General features: G+C 66.3%; 17 protein-coding genes. 5 read left to right on the top strand and 12 right to left on the bottom strand.

The window, feature by feature from the left end; all coding sequences use genetic code 11:
* The 5 genes from F4036_05260 to F4036_05240 all read right to left on the bottom strand — a co-directional run bounded on the left by F4036_05260 (position 1) and on the right by F4036_05240 (position 4,613).
* Positions 1-798, bottom strand: a complete 798-nt coding sequence (locus F4036_05260; GenBank protein ID MYK37152.1) for an SDR family oxidoreductase — start codon at positions 796-798, stop codon at positions 1-3.
* Positions 795-1,586 (bottom strand): SDR family oxidoreductase, encoded by a 792-nt coding sequence (locus F4036_05255; GenBank protein ID MYK37151.1) that lies wholly within the window; start codon positions 1,584-1,586, stop codon positions 795-797. Before F4036_05255 ends, F4036_05260 begins: the two co-directional genes overlap by 4 nt.
* A 52-nt stretch (positions 1,587-1,638) precedes the next feature.
* Positions 1,639-2,661 (bottom strand): tryptophan--tRNA ligase, encoded by a 1,023-nt coding sequence (gene trpS, locus F4036_05250; GenBank protein MYK37150.1) that lies wholly within the window; start codon positions 2,659-2,661, stop codon positions 1,639-1,641.
* A gap of 12 nt (positions 2,662-2,673) precedes the next feature.
* Entirely contained in the window at positions 2,674-4,254 is a 1,581-nt protein-coding gene (gene ggt, locus F4036_05245) for a gamma-glutamyltransferase (GenBank protein ID MYK37149.1), read from the bottom strand.
* Positions 4,255-4,322: 68 nt separating this feature from the next.
* Entirely contained in the window at positions 4,323-4,613 is a 291-nt protein-coding gene (locus F4036_05240) for a 4a-hydroxytetrahydrobiopterin dehydratase (protein MYK37148.1), read from the bottom strand.
* Between the two features lie 206 nt (positions 4,614-4,819).
* On the opposite strand from F4036_05240, the gene gltB reads away from it, so the two are divergent.
* Complete coding sequence (gene gltB, locus F4036_05235) at positions 4,820-9,451, top strand: glutamate synthase large subunit (GenBank protein MYK37147.1); 4,632 nt, start codon at positions 4,820-4,822, stop codon at positions 9,449-9,451.
* Between the two features lie 11 nt (positions 9,452-9,462).
* Positions 9,463-10,965 carry a glutamate synthase subunit beta gene (locus F4036_05230; protein MYK37146.1) on the top strand — a complete coding sequence of 501 codons (1,503 nt, stop codon included), beginning with the start codon at positions 9,463-9,465 and terminating at the stop codon, positions 10,963-10,965.
* Positions 10,966-11,054: 89 nt separating this feature from the next.
* On the opposite strand, the gene F4036_05225 is transcribed toward F4036_05230, so the two are convergent.
* The 3 genes from F4036_05225 to F4036_05215 form a co-directional block, all read right to left on the bottom strand.
* Entirely contained in the window at positions 11,055-11,381 is a 327-nt protein-coding gene (locus tag F4036_05225; GenBank protein MYK37145.1) for an NYN domain-containing protein, read from the bottom strand.
* A 469-nt stretch (positions 11,382-11,850) separates the two neighbouring features.
* Complete coding sequence (locus tag F4036_05220; protein ID MYK37144.1) at positions 11,851-12,789, bottom strand: hydroxymethylglutaryl-CoA lyase; 939 nt, start codon at positions 12,787-12,789, stop codon at positions 11,851-11,853.
* A 12-nt stretch (positions 12,790-12,801) separates the two neighbouring features.
* Positions 12,802-13,098: a hypothetical protein gene (locus F4036_05215; protein MYK37143.1), complete on the bottom strand. Its 297-nt coding sequence runs from the start codon at positions 13,096-13,098 to the stop codon at positions 12,802-12,804.
* A gap of 141 nt (positions 13,099-13,239) precedes the next feature.
* Between F4036_05215 and F4036_05210 the strand changes: the two genes are divergently transcribed.
* The 3 genes from F4036_05210 to F4036_05200 are packed head-to-tail and all read left to right on the top strand — an operon-like array spanning position 13,240 to position 16,649.
* Entirely contained in the window at positions 13,240-14,031 is a 792-nt protein-coding gene (locus F4036_05210; protein ID MYK37142.1) for an alpha/beta hydrolase, read from the top strand.
* Between the two features lie 12 nt (positions 14,032-14,043).
* Entirely contained in the window at positions 14,044-15,222 is a 1,179-nt protein-coding gene (locus tag F4036_05205; protein MYK37141.1) for an LLM class flavin-dependent oxidoreductase, read from the top strand.
* A gap of 2 nt (positions 15,223-15,224) precedes the next feature.
* Positions 15,225-16,649 carry an MFS transporter gene (locus F4036_05200; GenBank protein ID MYK37140.1) on the top strand — a complete coding sequence of 475 codons (1,425 nt, stop codon included), beginning with the start codon at positions 15,225-15,227 and terminating at the stop codon, positions 16,647-16,649.
* On the opposite strand, the gene F4036_05195 is transcribed toward F4036_05200, so the two are convergent.
* From F4036_05195 to F4036_05180, 4 genes are all read right to left on the bottom strand, one after another.
* On the bottom strand, positions 16,639-18,180 hold the full coding sequence (locus F4036_05195; GenBank protein MYK37139.1) for an acyl--CoA ligase: 1,542 nt from the start codon (positions 18,178-18,180) through the stop codon (positions 16,639-16,641). The two genes, F4036_05200 and F4036_05195, sit on opposite strands and share 11 nt — an antisense overlap.
* Positions 18,177-19,037 carry an amidohydrolase gene (locus tag F4036_05190; GenBank protein MYK37138.1) on the bottom strand — a complete coding sequence of 287 codons (861 nt, stop codon included), beginning with the start codon at positions 19,035-19,037 and terminating at the stop codon, positions 18,177-18,179. The genes F4036_05195 and F4036_05190 overlap by 4 nt, the downstream gene beginning before the upstream one ends.
* A gap of 20 nt (positions 19,038-19,057) precedes the next feature.
* Positions 19,058-20,485 (bottom strand): FAD-dependent oxidoreductase, encoded by a 1,428-nt coding sequence (locus F4036_05185; protein MYK37137.1) that lies wholly within the window; start codon positions 20,483-20,485, stop codon positions 19,058-19,060.
* A 200-nt stretch (positions 20,486-20,685) separates the two neighbouring features.
* Positions 20,686-21,831 (bottom strand): hypothetical protein, encoded by a 1,146-nt coding sequence (locus tag F4036_05180; GenBank protein ID MYK37136.1) that lies wholly within the window; start codon positions 21,829-21,831, stop codon positions 20,686-20,688.
* Positions 21,832-22,002: the final 171 nt, after the last annotated feature.

Below are 22,002 nucleotides of genomic sequence, written 5' to 3'. Positions count from 1 at the left end.
TCAGGATCCTCCGAGTGCCGCGAATTCGCCGGAAAAGCCGGTCTGCGGTTCGCCGTCCCGAGCATAGATTTCGAACACCTTGTTCCGCGCTCCCTCGTCCTTGACCGCGGCGACGGTCACCCGCGCCACGTCGGTCCGGCTGATGGCCTTGTCCAGGCCCATGATGTCACCCTGCTCGAAGATGACCGTCTGCTCGTTGCCGGGTCCGTCGTTCAGACCGCCCGGGCGAATGATCGTGTAGGGGATGCCGCTGGCCGCGACCGCGTCCTCGCCCTTGCGCTTCCAGACCAGGATGTTGTTGAACAGGCGGTTCAACTGGTGGTCGTCGTGCGTCACGCCCATCGAGGAGACCAGGACATAGTGGCCGACGCCGGCCGCCGCCGCAGCGTCGGCCAGATTGCGGGCGCCTTCGAAATCGACGTGCTCCGGCATGTTGTCGTCCGGCGCCGGGACGCCGGAACCTGCCGCGTTGACGACTACGCCCACGCCATCCAGCGTGGCCGCGATGCTGGCCGGGTCCCTGAGGTCGCCGACCACGGCCTCCACGTCCGCGCCCAGGCGCTCGGCGGCTTTGGCCGCGTCGCGAACGAAGGCCCGCACCGGGTAGCCCTGCCCGATGAGTTCCGCGACGACCAGCGAGCCGGTCCCGCCGGTGGCGCCGGCCACCAGCACCAGGGGTTTGGATTCCTCCTGGGGCGCGGCCTGTTCGACGGGCGCCTCGCCGCTCTGCCCGCAGGCGGCCGCGGCCAGGGAGGCCGCCGCCAGAAAACCGATCAGTTTGAATGGGCGCATAGTCATGATCCTCCGAGTGCCGCGAATTCGCCGGAAAAGTCGGTTTGCGGTTCGCCATCCCGCGTGTAGATTTCAAACACCTTGTTGACGGCCCCCTCGTCCCGGAGCGCGGCGACGCAGACCCGGGCCAGATCGGTGCGGCTGATCACCTTTCCCCGGCCCGGATTGTCACCCTGTTCGAAGACGATGGTCTGCGCGCTGCCGGGCTCGTCGTTCAGTCCGCCCGGACGAACGATCGTGTAGGTGATCCCGCTCGCCATGACCGCCTCCTCGCCCCTTCGTTTCCAGAGCATGACGTTGTTGAACATCTGGTTCAGGTAGTGGTCGTCGTCCGTCACGCCCATGGAGGAGACCAGGACATAGTGGCCCACGCCGGCCGCCACAGCCTCCTCGGCCAGGTTGCGGGCGCCCTGGAAATCGACGTGCTCCGGCATATTGTCGTCCGCAGCCGGGACGCCGGAGCCGGCCGCGTTGATGACCGCATCCACGCCCTTGAGCGCGGCGGCGATGCTGGCGGGGTTCTTGAGGTCGCCGGTCACGGCTTCCACGTCCGCGCCCAGGCGCTCGGCGGCCTTGGCCGCGTCACGCACGAAGGCGCGCACCGGGTAGCCCTTTGCCTGCAGTTGCGCAACGACCAGCGCCCCCGTCTTGCCCGTGGCTCCCGCCACGAGGACCAGCGGTTTCATGTCTTCTTCCGCGGACGCTTCTTCCGCTTCCGCCGTGCCGACCTGTCCGGACACGGCGATCAGCAGGGAGGCCGCGACGGCTGCAGGCAGCGATACCAATGTACGCATCGATGTTGTCCCGAGATATTCAGGCCGCGTATGTTAACCAATATTCGCGCCGTCAGGCTTTGAGGGCGCGCAATCCGACCGCATGGCGGATGTCTTTCATCAGCGGTTCGCTGATTTCGCGGGCCCGCTGGGCGCCGCGCTTCAGTTCCGCCTCGACGTCGCCCGGATTGGCGATCAGGCGGTCGTATACCTCCCGTCCCGGCGCCAGCAAGGCGTCGAGGTATTCGTAAAGTTCGTTCTTCATTTCCGCCCAGCCGATGCCCGCCGCGTAGCGCTCGCGCATCGCGGCGGTTTCTTCCGGGCTCGCCACCGAGCGGTACAGGTCGAACAGCAGGCTGTCGTCCGGGTCCTTGGGCTCGCCGGGCGCCTGCGAGTTGGTCCTGACCCGCATGATGTATTTGCGCAGTTGTTTCGCGGGACAGAACAGCGGGACGACGTTGCCGTAGCTTTTCGACATCTTGCGCCCGTCCGGGCCCAGCAGCACCGCGCGGTGCTCGTCGATGTCGGCTTGAGGCACGGTCAGCAGTTCGCCGTAGTGATGGTTGAAGCGCTGCGCGATGTCGCGGGCCATTTCCACGTGCTGGCGCTGGTCCTTGCCCACCGGCACCCGGTCGGCCTTGAACATCAGGATGTCGGCGGCCATCAGGATGGGGTAGCAGAACAGGCCCATCGTGACCCCGCGGTCCAGGTCGGCCACGCCGGCATCGCGGTTGGCGTCGTTCGCGGCCTTGTAGGCGTGCGAGCGGTTCATCAGGCCCTTGGCCGTGAGCGTCGTGAGGACCCAGGTCAGCTCCGGAATCTCGGGGATGTCCGATTGCCGGTAGAACACCGCGTTTTCGGTGTCCAGGCCCGCGGCCAGCCAGGCGGCGGCCACCTCCAGGCTGGACTGCGCCACCTCGTCGGCGTCGCGGTTCTTGACCAGCGCGTGGAAGTCGGCCAGGAAGAAGAAGCTGCATCCGGCCGGCGCGCTGCGACTCGCCTCCACCGCAGGGCGAATGGCGCCCACGTAGTTGCCGAGGTGTGGCGTGCCGGTGGTCGTGATCCCGGTCAGCGTGATGAGTTGTTTGTCGTTCATCGCGGCGACATCCTACAGCCCCGCGGCCTGGCCGTCCTTGCGCGGGTCCGAGGCGCCGGTCAGCACGCCCGTCTTTCCGTCGTGCATCACGGCCTGGTAACCGCCGAAGACGCCGCGCGCCCTGCCCATGACGTGTCCCAAGCCGGTCAGTTCCTCGCGCACCGCCTCCCCGAAACCCGGTTCCAGCGCAAGCCTTCCGCCGTCCTCCTGCGCCGCCTCGCCGGTGGGCTGGCTGGAACCGCCGTGAAAGACGCGCGGAGCGTCGCCGGCTGCCTGCAGGTCCATGCCGAAATCCACGACGTTGGCGATGACCTGCGCCTGGGCCTGCGGCTGCATCGAGCCGCCCATGACCCCGAACGCCAGCCGCTCGCCGCCGGCGAAACGCGCAAGGCCCGGGATGATGGTGTGAAACGGGCGCTTGCCCGGAACCAGCGCGTTCGGGTGGTCGGGATCGAGGTTGAACAGTTCGCCGCGGTTGTGCAGCACGAAGCCCAGGTCGCCCGGCGTCATGCCCGATCCCATGCCCCGGTAGTTGGACTGGATCAACGAGACGAGGAGGCCGTCGCGGTCGCCGGCCGCCAGGTAGACGGTCTGCGGCGAATCCAGCCTCGGGTCGCCGTGAACAACGCCGGTGGCGGCACGTTCGGGGTCGATCAGCCTGCCTCTCTCCAGCGCATATTCCTTGGAGATCAGTTCCTCGGTGGGCGTCGCCACGAAGGAGGGGTCCGCGTAATAGCGCGCGCGATCCTCGAACGCCAGCTTCTTGGCCTCGATGAGCAGATGCAGGTAATTGGCCGAGCCGAACCCCAGCGGCTGAATGTCATGCTGCTCCAGCAGGTTGAGGATTTGCAGCGTCGCGATGCCCTGGGTATTGGGGGGCAGGGCGTAGACGTCGTTTCCGCGGTAGCTGGAGGACACCGGCCTGATCCACTCGGAAGCGTGCGAGGCCAGGTCCGACTCGTCCAGGTAGCCGCCGTTCTCGCGCATGTAGGCGGCGATCTTCCAGGCAATCTCGCCACGATAGAACGCCTCCCGGCCGTCCGCCGCCAGCGTTTCGTAGGTCCGTGCGAGACGCGGATTGGCGAAGACCTGGCCTTTCGCGGGCGCCTCGCCGCCGGGCATGAAGCAGTCGGCGAACCCCGGGAACTCGCGCAGGGAGCGTGCGTTGCGAGCCCAGGCGGACGCCGTCAGCTGGCCTACGGGAAACCCTTCGCGGGCCAGTTCGATGGCCGGCGCCAGCAGATCGCCGAAGTCCAGGGAGCCGTAGCGCCCGTGCAGCTCGAACCAGCCGTCCACGGCGCCCGGGGTCGAAACCGGCAGCGGACCGAGGGAAGGAATCGAATCCAGCGAGAGTTGGCGGAACACGTCCGGGTTCAGCGAGCGCGGAGCGCGGCCGCTGGCGTTCAGGCCCACGGGCGCGTCCTTGTCCGGCTCCCAGACCATCGCGAACAGGTCGCCGCCGATGCCGCAGCCGGTCGGTTCGGTGAGCCCCAGCACGGCGTTGGCGGCAATCGCCGCATCGATGGCGTTGCCGCCGGAGCGCAGTATGTCCAGCCCGGCCTGGGTGGCGAACACCTGGCTGGTCGCGACCATGCCGCGGGTGCTGAATGCTTCGGAACGCGAGGCGAACGGCTGGCCGGCCCCGCGTTCGTAGACGGCTCTCACAGCGCGTCGGCCAGTTCGTTCATGGCATGCGCCAACTGAAAATCGAGCTCGGTAATACCGCCGGCCTCGTGCGTATTCAGATGCACGTCCACCTTCGACCAGACGTTGAACCACTCGGGATGGTGGTTGAAGCGCTCGGCGGCCAGTGCGGCGCCGGTCATGAAAGCGAAGGCGCGGCGGAAGTCCGCAAAGCGGAACGAACGGTGCAGCTTGCCGTCGTCCAGGCTCCAGTCCGACAGCGCTTCCAGCTTCTCCGCCACCGCCTCCGGTGTAAGTAAATCAGCCATTACGTTCTCTCCTTCACGGGATCATATTGCCACACAACGCGCGTGGAAAACTTGATTTATCCGGCGCTTTTTGGGAAGCTAGTTGGTTGGCGTTTCAGCACGAAGCGCCGGTTTGCTCGCATTTCAAGCCACCAACTGATTTTCCCGCGCCGGCTGGGCGGCCGGCGCAGCGATGGCGGCGCTGCACACGGTTTGAGTATCGGCCCATGACTGCACAAAACGGATCCTTGCCCGGACGGCGGAACTTCGGCCTCCCGCCGAAGCAGGGGCTGTACGATCCGGCGCTGGAGAAGGACAGCTGCGGCATCGGCTTCGTCTGCGACATCAAGGGCCGGCAAAGCAGGGGCGTCGTCGAGGACGCGCTCGGCATGAACTGCTCGATGGAGCATCGCGGCGGCATCGGCTACGAAAAGAACACCGGCGACGGGGCGGGCATCCTGCTGGGCCTGCCGGACCGCTTCCTGCGCCGCGCCGCGGCCGAAGACCTCGGCGTCGAATTGCCCGAGCGCGGCCGTTACGGCGTCGGAATCGTGTTCCTGCCCACCGACACGGAGGAACGGGAACGCTGCCTTGCACTTCTGGAGCGCGAAATCGAAAGCGCGGGCCAGCGGCTGCTGGGCTGGCGGGAGCTGCCCATCGATCCCGAAGGCGCGGACATCGGCACCGCGGCGCGGGCCGCCATGCCGCACATGGTCCAGTTGTTCGTCGGCGCCGGTTCGGGCGGAGGGCGGGACGCCCTCGCTCCCAGGGGTCCGGGCGGCGCGGGCGACGGCCTCGATACCGACGAGTTCGAGCGCAAGCTGTACCTGATCCGCAAGCACGCGACGCACGTGCTGCGCGGCGACGAAACCCTGGCGCAGCGACAGCTGTTCTACATCTGTTCGCTGTCGTCCAAGGTCATCATCTACAAGGGCATGCTCACGCCCAACCAGATGGCGCCGTTCTTCACGGACCTGGGCCAGCCGGACTTCGAGTCGCACCTGGCCATGGTGCATTCGCGCTTCAGCACCAACACCTTCCCGTCCTGGGACCGCGCGCAGCCCAACCGCTTCATGTGCCACAACGGCGAGATCAACACGCTGCTCGGCAACGTCAACGCGATGAACGCCCGCGAGGGCGTCTTGAGTTCGCCGCTGTTCGGCGACGACCTGGCCAGGCTGTTTCCGATCGTGGAGCCCGACTGTTCCGACTCCGGGTCCTTCGACAACGTGCTGGAGTTCCTGCTGATGACCGGGCGCAAGCTGCAGGAAGCGGTGCTGATGATGATTCCCGAAGCCTGGCAGCAGCACGGCGGCATGGACGCGGCCAGGCGCGCCTTCTACGAATACCACTCCTGCCTGATGGAGCCCTGGGACGGTCCGGCCTCGATCGCGTTCACCGACGGCACCTATATCGGCGCCGTGCTCGACCGCAACGGGCTGCGGCCGAGCCGTTACTACATCACCGACGACGACCGCTGCATCATGGCCTCGGAAGTGGGCGTGGTGCGGGTCGCCCCGGAACGCGTGGTCAGGAAGGGGCGCCTCAAGCCGGGGCGCATCTTCCTGATCGACTTCGAGCAGGGCCGCATGATCCCGGACGAGGAAATCAAGGGCGAATGGGCGTCCGCCCGTCCCTACGCCGACTGGCTCGAAAAGCAGCGCATCGAACTCGAGGAACTGCCGCCCGCGCTGCCGCCGGCGCGCGAACCGGCCACGCTGACGGCGCGCATGAACGCCTTCGGCTACACCGTCGAGACCATGGACATCATGCTGCAGCCGCTGGTCCGGGAACTGCGCGATCCACTCGGCTCCATGGGCAACGACGCCGCGCTGGCCGTGATGTCCGACAAGCCGCGCATGCTCTACGACTACTTCAAGCAGCGTTTCGCCCAGGTGACCAACCCGGCCATCGACTCGATCCGGGAAGAGGTCATCATGGCGCTGGACTGCTACTGCGGCCCGGAACGGAACCTGCTGGAGACCACGGAGGAGCACGCGCACCGGCTGCGCATCCCGCATCCCATCCTGTCCAACGAAGAACTGGCGGCCATCAGGCACCTCGATTACCGGGGCTGGAAGACGGCGTCCATCGACATCACCTATGGGGCCGGTTCGGGCGTAGCGGGCCTGACGGCCGCGCTGGACCGCATCTGCGCCGAATCAAGCCGGGCCATCGACGAGGGCTACAGCCTCATCGTGCTCTCCGATCGCGCCGTCGGGCAGGAGCGGGTGCCGATCAGCGCCTTGCTCGCGGTGGGGGCCGTGCACCATCACCTGGTCGAGACCCACGCGCGCACGCGCATCGGCATCATCCTGGAGACCGGCGAGGCCCGGGAAGTGCATCACCATTGCCTGCTGACGGGCTACGGCGCCGACGCCATCAATCCGTATCTCGCCTTCGAGGCGCTGTGGGACTCGCTCGAGAAGGGCTATTTCGACGATGCACCGCACGTCGCCACCCGCCGCGATGTCGTCGAGGCCTACCGCAAGGGCACCGCCAAGGGCATGCTCAAGGTGATGGCGAAGATGGGCATCTCCACGCTGCAGTCCTACAAGGGCGCGCAGATCTTCGAGGCGGTGGGGCTGGCGGACGACGTCATCGAGCGCGCCTTCCGCGGCACCGCGAGCCGGGTGCAGGGCGTGGGCCTGGAGGTCCTCGCCGAGGAGCTGGAGCGCCGTCACGCGCTCGGCTATCCGGGGCGCAACGGCAACGTCGTTGTGCTGCCTAACCCCGGCGACTTCCACTGGCGCCGGCACGGCGACACGCACATGTGGGACCCGCAGGCCATAGCCGACCTGCAGGTGGCCGCCCGGACCAATGACGAGAGCGCCTACTGGCGCTTCGCCGACCACGCGAACCGGGAGAACACCGCCAAGGCCAACCTTCGCGGGCTGCTGGAGTTCGTGAGCGGCGTCAACGGCGGGTCCATCGAAGTCGACGAGGTCGAACCAGAAAGCGAGATCGTCAAGCGATTCGCCACCGGGGCCATGAGTTTCGGCTCCATCAGCGCTGAGTCCCACGAAATGCTGGCCGTGGCCATGAACCGCATCGGCGGCAAGTCGAACACCGGCGAGGGCGGCGAGGATTCACGCCGCTATACGCCAATGCCGAACGGCGATTCGGCGCGCAGCGCGATCAAGCAGGTGGCCAGCGGCCGGTTCGGCGTGACCATCAACTACCTGACCAACGCCGACGAACTGCAGATCAAGATCGTGCAGGGCGCCAAGCCCGGGGAGGGTGGCGAACTGCCCGGCCGCAAGGTCGACGAGACCATCGCCGCGATCCGCCATTCGACGCCCGGCGTGGGGCTCATCAGCCCGCCGCCGCACCACGACATCTATTCGATCGAGGACATCGCCCAGCTCATCCACGACCTGAAGAACGGCAACCCCGAGGCGCGCATCAGCGTCAAGCTCGGCGCGGAGATCGGCGTGGGGGCGGTGGCCGCGGGCGTGACCAAGGCGCGCTCGGACCACCTCGTGATCGCCGGGGATTCCGGCGGCACCGGGGCCTCGCCGCTCACGTCGATCAAGCACGCGGGGCTTCCCTGGGAACTGGGCATTGCCGAGACGCACCAGACGCTGGTCGTCAACAACCTGCGCTCGCGGGTAGTGCTGCAGACCGACGGCCAGCTCAAGACCGGGCGCGACGTCGCGATCGCCTGCCTGCTCGGCGCCGAGGAGTTCGGCTTCTCGACCGCGCCGCTGATCGCGCTGGGCTGCATCATGATGCGCAAGTGCCATCTCAACACCTGCCCGGTGGGGATCGCTACGCAGGACCCGGCATTGCGGGCGAAATTCGAGGGCCTGCCGGAACACGTCATCAATTATTTCTTCATGGTCGCGAAGGAATTGCGCCGGATCATGGCCGACCTGGGCTTCCGCACGGTCAACGAGATGGTGGGGCGGGTGGATGCGCTCGATGCCTCCGCGGCGGTGGATCACTGGAAGGCCGGCGGCATCGACCTGACGGAACTGCTGACGCCGGCGGAGGAGCCGCCGGATTTCCTGGGCGCCTACGCCATGCACGAGCAGGACCACGGGCTCGAGCGCGCGCTGGACTACAGGCTGATCGAATTGGCCGAACCGGCGCTGGCGCGAGGCGAACAGGTTTACGAGGAGTTGCCCATCAGCAATGCGAACCGGGTCGTGGGCGGCATACTTTCGAACGCCATCATCCGGAGCTGCGGTCCGGAGATGCTGCCGGACGGCTCCATCCACTTCAAGTTCCGCGGTCACGCCGGTCAGAGCTTCGGCTGCTGGCTGGCCCGCGGCGTCACGCTGGAGGTCGAGGGCGACGCCAACGACTACGTGGGCAAGGGCCTGTCGGGCGGGCGCGTGATCATCTACCCGCCCGCGGAGTCGCGCTTCACGCCGGAGGACAACATCCTGGTCGGCAACGTCGTGCTCTACGGCGCCACCTCCGGCGAGTGCTTCTTCCGGGGGGTGGCGGCGGAGCGGTTCTGCGTGCGCAACAGCGGCGCCCGCGCGGTCGTCGAGGGCGTCGGCGACCACGGCTGCGAATACATGACGGGCGGGCGCGTGGTCATACTCGGGCGCACCGGGCGCAATTTCGCCGCCGGCATGAGCGGCGGCGTGGCCTACGTGTGGAACCCGCACGGGGAATTCGCCGACCTCTGCAACCCCGAGATGGTGGAGCTGGAACCGCTGGAGGCGGAACCGGACCGGGCCGAGGTCAGGGAGCTGATCGAGCGGCACCTGCGCTTCACCGGTTCCACCGTCGCCCGGGCGATACTCGAAGACTGGCGGAACAGCGTCGGGCAGTTCGTCAAGGTCATGCCCGTGGACTACAAGCGGGTGCTTGAACAGCTCAAGACCGCTGCCGCCGCAGCCTGAGCACAAGCGCGATGGGCAAGACGACGGGTTTCATGGAGTACGCGCGCGCGTCCGCGCCGTATCGCGACGCGAACGAGCGCCTGCGCGATTTCCGCGAGATCTACACGGGACCTGACACCGCGCACCTCGCCCGGCAGGGCGCGCGCTGCATGGATTGCGGAGTGCCGTTCTGCCAGTCGGACGACGGCTGCCCGATCCACAACCTGATCCCGGAGTGGAACGACCTGATCTACCGGGACCAGTGGCGGGAAGCGCTCGACCGCCTGCACAAGACCAACAATTTTCCCGAATTCACCGGCCGCGTATGCCCGGCACCCTGTGAAGGCGCCTGCGTTCTGGGGATCACCGACCCCGCGGTCACGATCAAGGACATCGAGATGGCCATCGCCGACCGGGGATTCGCGGAGGGCTGGATCGTCGCCGAGCCGCCGTCTTCCAGAACCGGACGGCGCGTCGCGGTGATCGGTTCCGGGCCCGCCGGACTGGCCGCGGCGCAGCAGTTGAACCGGGCCGGCCACATCGCCGTTATCTACGAGCGCGCCGACCGTATCGGCGGACTGCTTACCTACGGCATCCCGAACATGAAGCTCGACAAGGTGGAAATCGTCGAGCGGCGCCTGGACCTGATGCGGGAGGAGGGTGTGGAGTTCCGCGTGAACGCGGACGTCGGCGACGGCAGCGGCGGCTCCATCGACGTGCGCGACCTGGCGAAGGAGTTCGACGCGGTGCTGCTGGCGACCGGGGCGACCGTTCCGCGCGACCTGCCGATTCCCGGGCGCGACCTCGAAGGCGTGCACTTCGCGATGGATTTTCTGACGCAGAACACCCGCAGCCTGCTCGATTCCAATCTCGCCGACGGCAACTACATTTCCGCGAAGGACAAGGACGTGATCGTGATCGGCGGCGGCGACACCGGAACCGACTGCATCGGCACGGCGCTTCGCCACGGCTGCAGGAGCCTGGTCAACTTCGAGCTGTTGCCGCAGCCGCCGGCGACGCGGGCGCCGAACAACCCCTGGCCCACCTGGCCGGTGATTTTCCGCACCGAATACGGCCACCAGGAGTCCGCGGCCCTGTTCGGGAAGGACCCACGTGTTTACCTGATTTCGTCAACGGAATTCACCGCGCACACGGTTGGGGGCGCGTCCGGTGCTAACGGAACCATGAAATATGGACGAAGAGTGTCCGGTATTCGCACTATTGACGTCCAACTGAAGGACGGCAAGTTCGAAAACGTGCCCGGCAGCGAACGGGAGTGGCCGGCCGACCTGGTGCTTCTGGCGATGGGTTTCCTGCGCCCCGAGCACGCCGTCTCCGACGCGCTGGACCTGGCCTACGACGAGCGCGGCAACTATCGGGCCGAGTACGGCAAGTACCGGACCAACGTGGAAAACGTGTTCGCAGCCGGCGACTGCCGCCGGGGCCAGTCACTGATCGTAAACGCCATCAACGAAGGCCGGGAAGCGGCCCGCGAAATCGACCGCCACCTCATGGGTTCCACCGAACTCCCGTAACGCCGGGGGGCGTCGAGCGGATTCACGACCTGTCTTCCTGAACGAGAGCGAAAATGCCCTATGCGCGGTCTTCTTGCACAACGGAAGCTTTAGTTGCTGGAAAACTCCAGCAACAGATCGGCGTGTTCACGCATTTCTCCCGTAATCTGATGCCCCAAGCAGACAAGAAATAACTGCGCGCCCTCGCGCCGGGCGAATTTCATGGCTGGGACGAAGTCGCTATCCCCCGTAACAAGAACGATGACTTCGACCTGCTTCTTAAGTGTCAGCGACGCAATATCCAGGCCGACACGCATGTCGACTCCTTTTTGGTGGATGTTGGGAATCAGGTGTTCTGCAGTAACCTGCATGGCATGCGTCTCTTCGGGTAGTTCACGTGCCCTCAACCTCCATCCCCGAAACTTAAGATCTCCCATACGTAGCGCAACGAACGGCACAGCCTTAAGTTCCCTATGCAGTTTTTGGTTGCTCGCGGCCAGTGACGTATCGGCGAGTGATATTTTCCCGCCGGAGAGAGGTTTCCTTTGAGTTGATCTCAGTGGAGGTGCATCGTAGAAATACACCCTGTGAAGATGTAAATCCTTCAGTTCGGATAGCTTCGAAAGTCCCTCGATGAATCCTTGAACGCTGTCGGCTCCAAGTGGACGGTCAGACGAGCCCAGCTTCCGTTTCAGAAAGCCAGCGTCAATAAGGACTGCGTATCTCCGCACGACTGAATCAAGCAACAAAAATGCCGCAACCGTACGCGGAGCTGATGCTCTCTTGGATTGCAGCGTACGGCGCGGCGTATTTTTATGCGCGACCCAGTTTAGCGTTCGCGGCTGCTATCAGCAATAACTATTGCAGCGTATATGCCAAGAATTGCGTCTATGAGAGGTATGCGCCCTAGGCGGTGCCCCAGCCGGGGTGGAACCCGAGGGGCAGGCCGGCTTCGGGGGTGAAGCCGTACATCTCGGTGCTGGGCAATGCTTCGTTGACCACGTCGCGCACCTTCAGGAGGCGGTCGAGGTCGATGCCGGTGTTGAGGCCCATCGATTCCAGCATGAAGACCAGGTCCTCGGTGACGATGTTGCCGCTGGCGCCGGGGGCGAACGGGCAGCCGCCGATGCCGCCCAGCGAACTGTCGAGCGTTGTGATGCCTTCTTCCAGCGCCGCCATCGCGTTGGCCAGCCCCAGGCCGCGGGTGTTGTGGAGATGCACGCCGGTGAGCTTCTCCTCGCCGATCTCGGACCGCACGCGGCGCACCAGCCGCCGGATCTGCGCGGGGTTCGCGTAGCCGGTCGTATCCGACAGCCCCACTTCCCGGCAACCCGCCTCGACCAACGCATGGGCCAGTTCCAGCACCTTGCTCTCGGGCACAGGCCCTTCCATCGTGCAGCCGAATGCGGTGGCGATTCCGGCCTCGAAAATCGGGCGGCGCTCCTCGGGCAGTTCGTCCAGCATCTTGTTGATGCGGCGGACCTCTTCCAGCATTTCGGCGTGGTTCTTGCGTACGTTCGCCTTGCTGTGGGTCTCGCTGGCCGAAACCGGGATGCTCACCTTGTGGGCGCCGGCCGACACCGCCCGCTCCACGCCCTTGAGATTCGGCGCCAGGGTGGTGACGTGCAAACCGGGGATGGTCACGGCGTAACGCACGAGTTCCTCGCAGTCGGACATCTGCGGCAGCAGTTTGGGGGGCACGAAGGAGCCCACTTCGATTTCGGGCACGCCCGCGGCGGCCTCCGCCCTGATCCAGGCCTTCTTGGCCTCGGTGGGCATGATCACCTTGAGGCTCTGCAGGCCGTCGCGCGGCCCCACTTCGCTTACGAGAACGTCAATGGACATACGGCGCCGGTTTCAACTGTTGCGGGTGGCCGCCTGCGCCCGCTGCTGGCTCTTGCGGCCGATCCGCGTGAGATGCACGCGGCTGGTCTTGCCCGCGCGCCGCTCGTTCAATCGCGATACGAGACTGGTGACCTCTTCGCGCACCTCGTCGGCCTCGCCCTGCTTGTAGCCCGTAATGGTTGTGGTCCCCTGGGTCAGTTCGTAGCGATACCAGTTGTCGGCGTCGGAACCGTCCGGAGAAGCGGTCTGTTCCAGGGTCACGATCTCAAATGGCCGGGCTGCCGGCATTACGTTGGTGTCATCGGTCATAACCGCAACATTTTACACCCCCGTCCAGGCGCGCCTTTCGGCCGGAAATCGGCGGCCGAAGCGTCGTGAGTTGCAGCCGGAAGCTGGCAATGGACCGGCTGTGAGGCTACATTACCGGGCGGAGGGACTCCGGCATTTTTCATGAATAACTCGGATGGGCGGGCAACCGTCACGCTGACGGGCCTTGCGCCGCTCGAAGTCCTCAAGGGAGGCAGCGGCCCGCAACTCCTTTGGCTGCATGGTGAAGAAGGGCAGCGCGGCTGGCTGCCGCACCACGCGCGCCTGGCGGAGCGCTTCACGGTCCTGGCGCCGACCCTGCCCGGCATCGGCGCATCGGTGCTGCCCGAGTGGGTGAACGGCGTGCGCGACATCGCAAAGGTCCTGCTTGCGGCGCTCGACGGCGGCGGGATCCGCAACTGCATCCTGGGCGGCGTCTCGATGGGCGGCTGGATCGCGGCGGAAATGGCTTCGATGGAGCCCGGCCGGTTCGCGGGACTGGTGCTGACCGGTTCGCAGGGCACCGCCACCGGCGAGATGAACACGCCGGACCTGTTCCTGATGCCGTACCGCCGCTACATCTCATTCGGCTACAACGACGCACGCTCGGCCGCGTTCCAGAAGCTGTGGTCGGGCGAACTTGACGACGACGCGGTCACCCAGGACCTGGAAGTGATGGAGCTCGCGGCGCTGCTGGGCTTCAAGCCGTACATGCACGACCGGTCGCTGCTGCCGGCGCTGGCGCGCTTTACGAACCCGGCGCTGCTCCTGTGGGGCGCGAACGACGTCATCACGCCGCCGGTGGTTGCAGAGCGCTTCCTGGACGCGCTGCCCGCGGCCGAACTGGCCACGATCGGCGACGCCGGGCACTACGCGCACCTGGAAAAGCCCGTCGAGTTCGCAGACGCCGTGACCGGTTTCGGCGCCGGGCTGTAGGCGGTCTGATCCATGTTCCAACTGCACTACTTCGTCAACCATCCCTATCTTGGTTATCCGCATGAAGCGGCGGCCGAGTTCGGCGCCGTGATGCTCAAGTTCTCCAATCGCCACTTCGACGGAGAGCGCGCCGCCGACCTGTTCGAGCGCTATCACGAGGAATACGTGGTGGCCGAGCAGGTGGGCTTCGACTCCATCGTCGTCAACGAGCATCACAACGCCCCGGCGGCGATGTCTCCCGCACCCAACCTGTACGCGGCCGTCGTGGCCAAGCTCACCGAACGCGTGAAGATCTTCATCGCCGGCAACATCCTCCCGATCAACGGCAACCCGGTCCGCCTGGCCGAGGAGCTGGCGCTGATCGACCTGTTCTCGAAGGGGCGGCTCATTTCCGGCTTCGTGCGGGGCGGGGCGGTTGAGTCGCTGGCCATGTCGGTCAACACGCTGCACAACCGGGACATGTTCTCCGAGGCGCACGACCTGATCCTGAAGACCTGGACCCAGCCCGGACCGTTCGTCTGGGAGGGCAAGCACTACAACTACCGTTGCGTCAATCCCTGGGTGCTGCCGCTGCAGAAGCCGCATCCGCCGGTCATGATTCCGGGATCCACCAGCCGCGAGACGGTTGAATTCGCCGCCGAGCGCGGCTACCCCTACGTGGCCCTGGCCACCCGGCTGGAGGCGACCGATGCGCTGTTCAAGGCCTACGACGAGATCGCGGTAGAGCACGGCCATACGCCGACGCCCGCCCACCGCGGCTACTTCACCCGCGTGCACGTGGCGCCCACCGACGAGCAGGCGCTGGAGGAGGGCCGGGAGCAGTTCGGCGGCCGTGTGGCGCAGGTCACCAGCATGGTGGACATGAAGATCCATCCCGACGTGGGCGCCTGGATGGCGCCGCCGGGCTACGTGAGCCGCGAGGCGGCCATCGCCAGGCGCCGGTACATGGGCGGAACGCCCTATGCCTTCTTCACCCAGGGCTACGAAAAGGCGCTGGAGACCCGCCAGATCATTGTCGGAAGCCCCGAAACGGTCGCGCGGCAACTGAACGAACTGCGCGTGAGGTTCGGCGTGGGGCACCTGGGCGTGTCGCACTTCGCCGTGGAAGACTACGGCCACACGCTGCGCAACCTGGAACTTCTCGGCAGCGAAGTGTTTCCCCGTCTGCGCGAAATGGCCGCCGAGGACTGAGCATGGCCGCCGCGGACAGCGGACAGGCCCGGGCCGTGGCCGGATCCCCGCAACAGCACCCGCCAGGCTACGTCGGCAAGCTGCCGCTGTCGCTGAAGGCGGGCTGGGGCGTCGGCTCGATGGGCTGCCTGGGAATGCTGTTCATCGTCAACGTCTTCGTGCTGTTCTTCCTCGTCAATCATCTGGGAGTGGACCCGGCCCTGGCGGGACTCATCCTGTTCATCACGCGCATCTACGACGTGTTCAGCGACCCCATGATCGGGTTCTTGAGCGACACCACCCGCAGCCGCTGGGGCCGCCGTCGCCCGTGGATGGCGCTGGGAGCGTTCATGTCCGGACTGGCGCTGATCCTGACGTTCAACGTACCGGCGCTGGCGTCGATGAATGCCCTCGCCATCTACCAGCTCATCGTGCTGATCGGCTATTTCACCGGCTACACGCTGTTCTACGTGCCGTTCATGGCGATGCCCGCGGAAATGACCGACGACTACAACGAGCGCACGTCCATCATGGCGTGGCGGGTGGGGTATTCCAATTTCGCGGGCATCCTCATCGGCGCCGGCATGCCGGCGTTGATCAACTACCTGGGCGCCGATCGCAGGGCCTACGGGATCGTCGCGATCCTGGTGGGCATCCTGATCGCGGCAACAATGATGACGACGGTGCTGCTGACCAGGCGCGCGCGGGAGTTGCCCAGCTCGCAGCAGGACCGCTATTCGATCGCCGACTACTTCCGGGCGCTGGCGAACAACCGGCCCTTCCTTACACTGGCCGCGCTCAAGGCCACGTTGTACCTGGGCGTTGGCGTCAACGGCAGCGCACTGTTGTTCTACATGACTTATTTCCTGGAACGGGGCGAAGGGGGTGTGGCGCTTTCCACGCTGGCGGGCAACCTCGCCGGCCTTTGCACGGTGCCGCTCTGGGCTCACTTCAGCCGAGGCAAGGACAAGCGCTGGGTCTATATGGTCGCGATCGTCGGCTCGGGCGCGATGCTCATCTCGTGGGCGTTCGCGACTCCGACCGAAGGCGACCTAGTGTTTGTCATAAGGTCCTGTCTTGTCGGCATATTCGGCGCGGGGGGCCTGACGATCGGATTCTCGATGCTGCCGGACACGATCGAATACGACCGCATCCGGACAGGCAAGGTCCGCACAGCGCTCTACACCGGGGTCCTGGGCTTTGTCGAAAAGACCGGATTTGCGCTGGGGCCGCTGCTGATGGGATTCTATTTCTCCGCCACGGGCCTCGTGGAAACGACGCTGGGCGCCGTCGAGCAGCCGGACAGCGCGATTACCGCCATCGTGAACGGCAAGGCCTGGATTCCCGCGACCCTGCAGGCGCTGGCCCTGTTCTGGCTGGTGTCCTACCGGCTCACCGAGAAGCAGCTCGCCGACATGCGCGGCGCACCAGGCGCCCTCAATCGCTGACCGCGAGCTTTCTCAGTTCGGATTTCAGAATCTTGCCGGCCGCGTTGCGCGGCAGTTCGGGCAGCGTCGTCAGCCTCTTGGGGACCTTGAACCGGGCCAGGCGGCCCTCGCAATAATCCGCCAGTTGCGCATGGCGCAGCGTGGCGCCGGCGCGAACAGTGGCAAAGGCCTCGAGCCTTTCTCCCCAGCGGTCGTCCGGCACGCCCACGACCGCCACTTCGGCCACGCCCGGATGCCGCGCCAGCACTTCCTCGATCTCGCTGGGATAGACGTTGATCCCGCCGCTGATCACCATGTCTTTCTTCCGGTCCACTATATAGAGGTAACCCTCTTCATCGCGGCGCGCCAGGTCGCCCACGGACACCCACCCGCCGCGGAAGGCCCGCGCGGTCTCCTCCGGCTTTCGCCAGTAGCCGTTGAAAAGGAAGGGGCTCAGGGAGAACAGTTCGCCCACCTCGCCGGGACCGACCTCGCGGTCCCCCTCCAGCAGGCGGATGCGCGTGGAGGTGAAAGGCAGTCCCACGCAGCGCTGCTTGCGGAGCTGGTCGGCCGGGCGCAGGTTGCTCACGATGCCGGCCTCGGTGGACCCGTAGGTTTCATGCAGAACGCCTTCCCCGAAGTAGTCGACGACCCGCTCCGTGGTGACTTGCGGCAGCGGGGCGGCGTTGGAGATGATGGATTTCAGCGACGGGCGCGCGTGGCGCGACAGAACCTTCTCCTCCAGGGCAAAGATGTCGTGGAAGTGCGTGGGCACCATGAACACGCCGCTTATGGGGTCCTCCCCGAAGCGGCGCAAGGTTTGCTCTGGATCGAAGCGCTCGCACAGTTCCAGGTAGCCGCCGCAGTAGATCGCCGCCAGGCTGAACCCCATGCCCCCGCCGTGGCACAGCGGCGTAAAGCCAAGAAAACGGTCGTCCGGCGAATAGCAGCCGTACTCCACCGCCATGCCGTAGAAGGAAAGGATTCGCGACCGGTGGGAAACGACGACGCCCTTGGGCTTGCCCGTCGTTCCGGAGGTGTACGGAATGGTGAAGGGCTCCCATTCGTGGACCGGCGGATGGTCGGAGCGCGCGCGGGCGCCCGCCAGCCGTTGTTCCAGGTCGTCGCCCATGGCCACGACATGCTCGAAGGAACCGAAGGCGCCGTCGTGCGCCTGTTCCGCGCGCGCCCGATCGACGAACAGCACGCGGGCCTCGGAATCCTCGCAGATCTCCGCCGCTTCGGTGGCGATGAGGCGCGGATTGACGGTGGCCAGCGGGATCCCGGCCTGGGCCGCGCCGGCCACGATCTCCAGGTACTCGATACTGTTCCCGGCGAGTATGGCACCGTTGACGCCCCGTTCAAGACCCAGGCCCTCCAGAAGGAAGGTGCTGACCCTGTCGATGCGCGTGACGAGGTCCCCGTAGGTCCGCTCGGCCTCGCCGCAGCGCACGGCGACTTTCGAGGGATCGCGGTACATGGCCGCACGTATTCCGCCGGCGATGGACAATGGCCGGTACGACGACGGCGGGCGGGGGATCGTGTCGTTCACTGCGAGGGGAGCCCGAAGACGCGCAGCGCGTTGTCGCGCAGCAAGCGCCGGCGGGATTCCGGCCTGAGTTCCAGTTCGTTGACTTCGGCCACCGCGCGCTCGGGCTCGATGACCGGCCAGTCGGTGCCGAACATGACCTTGTCGCGTCCGTAGGAGTTCAGGTAGTGGACGAAAGGCGCCGGCCAGTAGCGGGGGGCGTAGGCGTCGCCCGCGGTGTAGACGTTCTCATGCTTCCAGCACATCGCGATCATCTCCTCCGTCCACGGTACGCCGATGTGAATGCCGATCAGCTTCAGATCGGGAAAATCGACCGCCACCGGGTCCAGCGCGATCGGCCGCCCGACCGAAGGCAGGCGCGTCGAGCGGCTGTAAACGAGGTTCTGGCCGACCTGCATCATGATCGGGATATCGAGTTCGCAGCACTTGGCGTAATACGGATACATGCGGGCCGCGTCGGGCGGCATCGAGAACCAGTGCGGGTACCAGTGGGCGCCGACGAAACCCAGTTCCTTCACCGCGTACTCCAGCTCCTTCAGCCCCGCCATTCCGCGCGTGGGGTCGATTCCCGCCAGTCCCGAGAAGCGCTCCGGATGCTTCTCGCAAACTTCGCGTACGTACATATAAGGCACCGCGAAGGACTCCGGCATGCCGATTTGCCCCGCCCGCACGGCGACAAGCAGCGACCGCTCGATCCCGGCGCGGTCCATCCGGGCGAGGTAGTCGTCGATTTCGACGCCGCCGCGCATGTCCCCGGGCATGCGGATCTGGTCCCTGAACGCGTCGTCCATGCCGGTGCGGCCCTCCGCCACCGTTCGGGGCGTATAAAGGTTGCAGACGATGTCGATGATGCCGGACATGCGGCGTCGTTTCCCGGCGGTCAGCCCCCGCCGTTCTCCCAACGGAGAATGTCCCGTCCCAGCAGGCGGCCGAACGTGATCGCGGGTGTCAGCGACATGCCCCCCACAAACGCATTGCCGCTGAGCCTGCTGAAGCCCAGTGCTTCACCCGCGGCATACAGGTTCGGGATCGCCGAGCCGTCTTCGCGCAGGACCCTTAGGTCCGCGTCCACGTCGATGCCCGCCGGGCTGACCACGGTAAAGCCGACCGCCTTGATTGCGTAGAACGGCGGCGTGCCGATCGGGCGGATCATGTGCTCGCGTCCGAACGCGGGATCGTGGCGCGACTCCACCGCCTGGTTGAATTGCGCGGTGGAGCGCTCCAGCGTTTCGGGGTCCGCTCCGATCTGCGCGGCCAGATCGGCAAGGCTGTCGGCCCTGAGGAAGTGCGCGTGCTTGCCGAATCGCGCCGCCATCTCCCCGCGGGTCTCCATCGTGATCACCGGCGCGTTCTGCCGCATCGGTTCGTCGAATATCACGTACAGCGTGAAGTCGGGCAAGGCCAGCACCGCCCGTTCGATGTGGTCGATACTGGGATGGTCCTCGCGCACGAACCGTTTGCCCTGGCCATCGACGTAAAACTCCCAGGGCTTGCGGATGGCCGGGTTCAGGCGCAGGTGGGCGCCCGACAGCGGGTCGTCGGCGTCTTGCCGGAAGCCGGCCACGGTCGTGAGAAACGAGTCGCCTCCCGACACCGTGGCGCCCAGTTCCTGCGCGGCCCGGATGCCGTCGCCGCGCGAGTACGGATTGCAGTACGAGGTGAGCGTGTACTGCGGCGTGATTTCGGCCCACATCTCGAGGTTGGCCGCATAGCCTCCCGAGGCCAGGACGACGTTCTTTCCGTAATGGCGCTCCGTGGATCCGGACGGCGTTTCGACTTCGACGCCGCTCACGGCGCCCGAATCGTCCTGGAGCAGCCGGGTGAATCGCGTTTCAAGCCTGAGATCGATGCGGCCGTTCGCGATCAACCGCTGGAACGGAGGCGTCATGGCGTCGAGAACGCTGACGCCCAGTTTCTCGCCCCAGCAATAGCGGCGCGTGCGGTAGGGCTCATGCGCGCTGCCGGCGACCGGGTGGCCGGGCAGCGGCTCGAAACCCAGGCCCATGAGCCAGTCCAGCGTGTCGCTCGCGTTGTCAATCGCGATGCGGCCCAGGGCCGGGTCCATCGTGCCGTTGCAGATGCGCATCGCGTCCTCGTAGTGCTCCTCGGCGCTGTCGTTGATTCCGGCGGCTTCCTGCAGCCGGGTGCCGGCCGCGCTCATCTGGCCGGACGACCAGTACAGCGTGCCCCCGATCCGCTTGTCCGCCTCGATCTGCAGCACCGTGGCGCCGCGCTCGGCCGCGAAAATGCCCGCCGGCATTCCGGTCGAACCCGCGCCGATGATGATCACGTCGTAGTTGTCGCTCATGTTCGATTCCCGCTTTTCTCCCTAGTGCCCGACGTTCGCGCCGGACTCCGCCTATGTTTCCACAGAAATCCCGAACTGGCTACTCCCACCCCACCCGCACACTTATTGGTAGAGGTTGCGTGTCATATCCCATTTGGGAGATAGAGAGGGACGATGTAAAGGCGGCAGTAGGGCGAAGCGGCGTGTCGCCCGCCCGGCCGTCATCGCCGAGGCAGACCTTGGGCGGACAGGACCCTTTGCACCAGGGCGATCTGCCCGGAAATGTCCTGCTTCCTGTAAATCTGCTTCAAAAGCCAGCGCACGTAGCTTTCCTTGAGGCCTGTAGTTTCAGCGATCTCGCGCACCGGCCGGCCCTCGGCCAGCAGCGCTGCCACGCGGCCCTCGGACGGCGTCAGGCCGAGCAGCGCCGCCACCCGGACCGGATCGATGGGCGGACGGTTCTCGGGATCGACCACCAGCACCAGCGCCGCTGCCCGCCGGCCTCCGTAGTCCGCCTGCGCGGAGTCCACGGGATGCACGTGAAGTTCCAGCCGCGACCTGAGCCGGGGGCGCTGGATCCGTATCGATCCGCCGGCCGGCGCCCCATTCGCACCGCCGGGCAGCGCGCGTTTCAGCAGCCGCTGCAGTCGGCCGTCATCCGCCGGCAGCGAGGCGTGGAGCGCGCCTTCACGGTCGGACAGCCCCTGGCCGCGGCGCAGGATTTCCAGGGCGGGGCCGTTCGCCGCCAGCACGCGCCCGTCCCGGTCCAGGTGCAGCACGCCGATATCGCTGATTTCCAGCAGGCCGGCCAGCCCGGCGCTGAGCGCGTCGGCGCCGGCCAGCGCCTGGCGGACGCGGACGAACTGGCGAACGTGCGGCAGCAGGGACTCGATCAGCCGGACGTGGTCGGACTGCCAGCCGCCTCGGCCCACGGGATCGCCGAGACTCCAGACGACGCGCAGGCCATGCTGCCAGTCGAGGCGCGCGATCAGGCCGTTCTGCGCCTGGGTGCGGAGCAGCCCCTCCCGGTAGGCCACCGACGTGCTCCGCTCGAGTTCCGTGTACAGTTCGGGAATATGGTTCAGTTGGCCCGCGGGCCGCGCCCTCACGTGCCGCGGCAATTCGTCGCGCGGGTAATACACGTCGAAGTACAAGCGTCCCAGGTCCTGCCGGGCCTCCCCGCGGCGAAGGAAACGAAAGAAGTCCACGCGCACGTCGTCGCCGACCAGTTCCCCGACAATCAGCAGATTGCCCGCAAAGCCGCAGACTTCTTCGATCAGGGCCGTGGCGGCGGGCCAGCGGGCTTCGTCGAGCGTGGCCCGGTGCAGCAAGGCAAGGATGCGGTCGAAGGCATCGGGCGGGTTCACGACACGTCTTCCTGAACGGCAGCCTGGCTTGCGGGAGATGCCGGAGCATCCTACAGAATCCAGGGGAAATCGCCATACTCCCATCTGGGAGGTATGGGGGGGGGGGCGCCATTCTGAAAAAATGCCCGAAAACACCCTGAACGACCTCCTTGGCGGCCCGTCCGAAGTGAC

It is taken from the genome of Gammaproteobacteria bacterium, assembly GCA_009845905.1.
Classification (GTDB): Bacteria; Pseudomonadota; Gammaproteobacteria; order Steroidobacterales; family Foliamicaceae; genus Foliamicus.
Note: the sequence above shows the minus strand (reverse complement) of the source record. Positions and strands in the feature narration are given on the sequence as shown.

Bases quoted from the DNA above. Each gene is read 5' to 3' on its own strand.
- trpS (MYK37150.1), bottom strand. From the start codon at position 2,661: ATGAACGACAAACAACTCATCACGCTGACCGGGATCACGACCACCGGC.
- ggt (MYK37149.1), bottom strand. From the start codon at position 4,254: ATGGTCGCGACCAGCCAGGTGTTCGCCACCCAGGCCGGGCTGGACATA.
- F4036_05210 (MYK37142.1), top strand. From the start codon at position 13,240: ATGAATAACTCGGATGGGCGGGCAACCGTCACGCTGACGGGCCTTGCG.
- F4036_05205 (MYK37141.1), top strand. From the start codon at position 14,044: ATGTTCCAACTGCACTACTTCGTCAACCATCCCTATCTTGGTTATCCG.
- F4036_05220 (MYK37144.1), bottom strand. From the start codon at position 12,789: ATGTCCATTGACGTTCTCGTAAGCGAAGTGGGGCCGCGCGACGGCCTG.
- F4036_05190 (MYK37138.1), bottom strand. From the start codon at position 19,037: ATGTCCGGCATCATCGACATCGTCTGCAACCTTTATACGCCCCGAACG.
- F4036_05240 (MYK37148.1), bottom strand. From the start codon at position 4,613: ATGGCTGATTTACTTACACCGGAGGCGGTGGCGGAGAAGCTGGAAGCG.
- F4036_05185 (MYK37137.1), bottom strand. From the start codon at position 20,485: ATGAGCGACAACTACGACGTGATCATCATCGGCGCGGGTTCGACCGGA.
- gltB (MYK37147.1), top strand. From the start codon at position 4,820: ATGACTGCACAAAACGGATCCTTGCCCGGACGGCGGAACTTCGGCCTC.
- F4036_05230 (MYK37146.1), top strand. From the start codon at position 9,463: ATGGGCAAGACGACGGGTTTCATGGAGTACGCGCGCGCGTCCGCGCCG.
- F4036_05255 (MYK37151.1), bottom strand. From the start codon at position 1,586: ATGCGTACATTGGTATCGCTGCCTGCAGCCGTCGCGGCCTCCCTGCTG.
- F4036_05215 (MYK37143.1), bottom strand. From the start codon at position 13,098: ATGACCGATGACACCAACGTAATGCCGGCAGCCCGGCCATTTGAGATC.
- F4036_05260 (MYK37152.1), bottom strand. From the start codon at position 798: ATGACTATGCGCCCATTCAAACTGATCGGTTTTCTGGCGGCGGCCTCC.
- F4036_05225 (MYK37145.1), bottom strand. From the start codon at position 11,381: ATGGGAGATCTTAAGTTTCGGGGATGGAGGTTGAGGGCACGTGAACTA.
- F4036_05200 (MYK37140.1), top strand. From the start codon at position 15,225: ATGGCCGCCGCGGACAGCGGACAGGCCCGGGCCGTGGCCGGATCCCCG.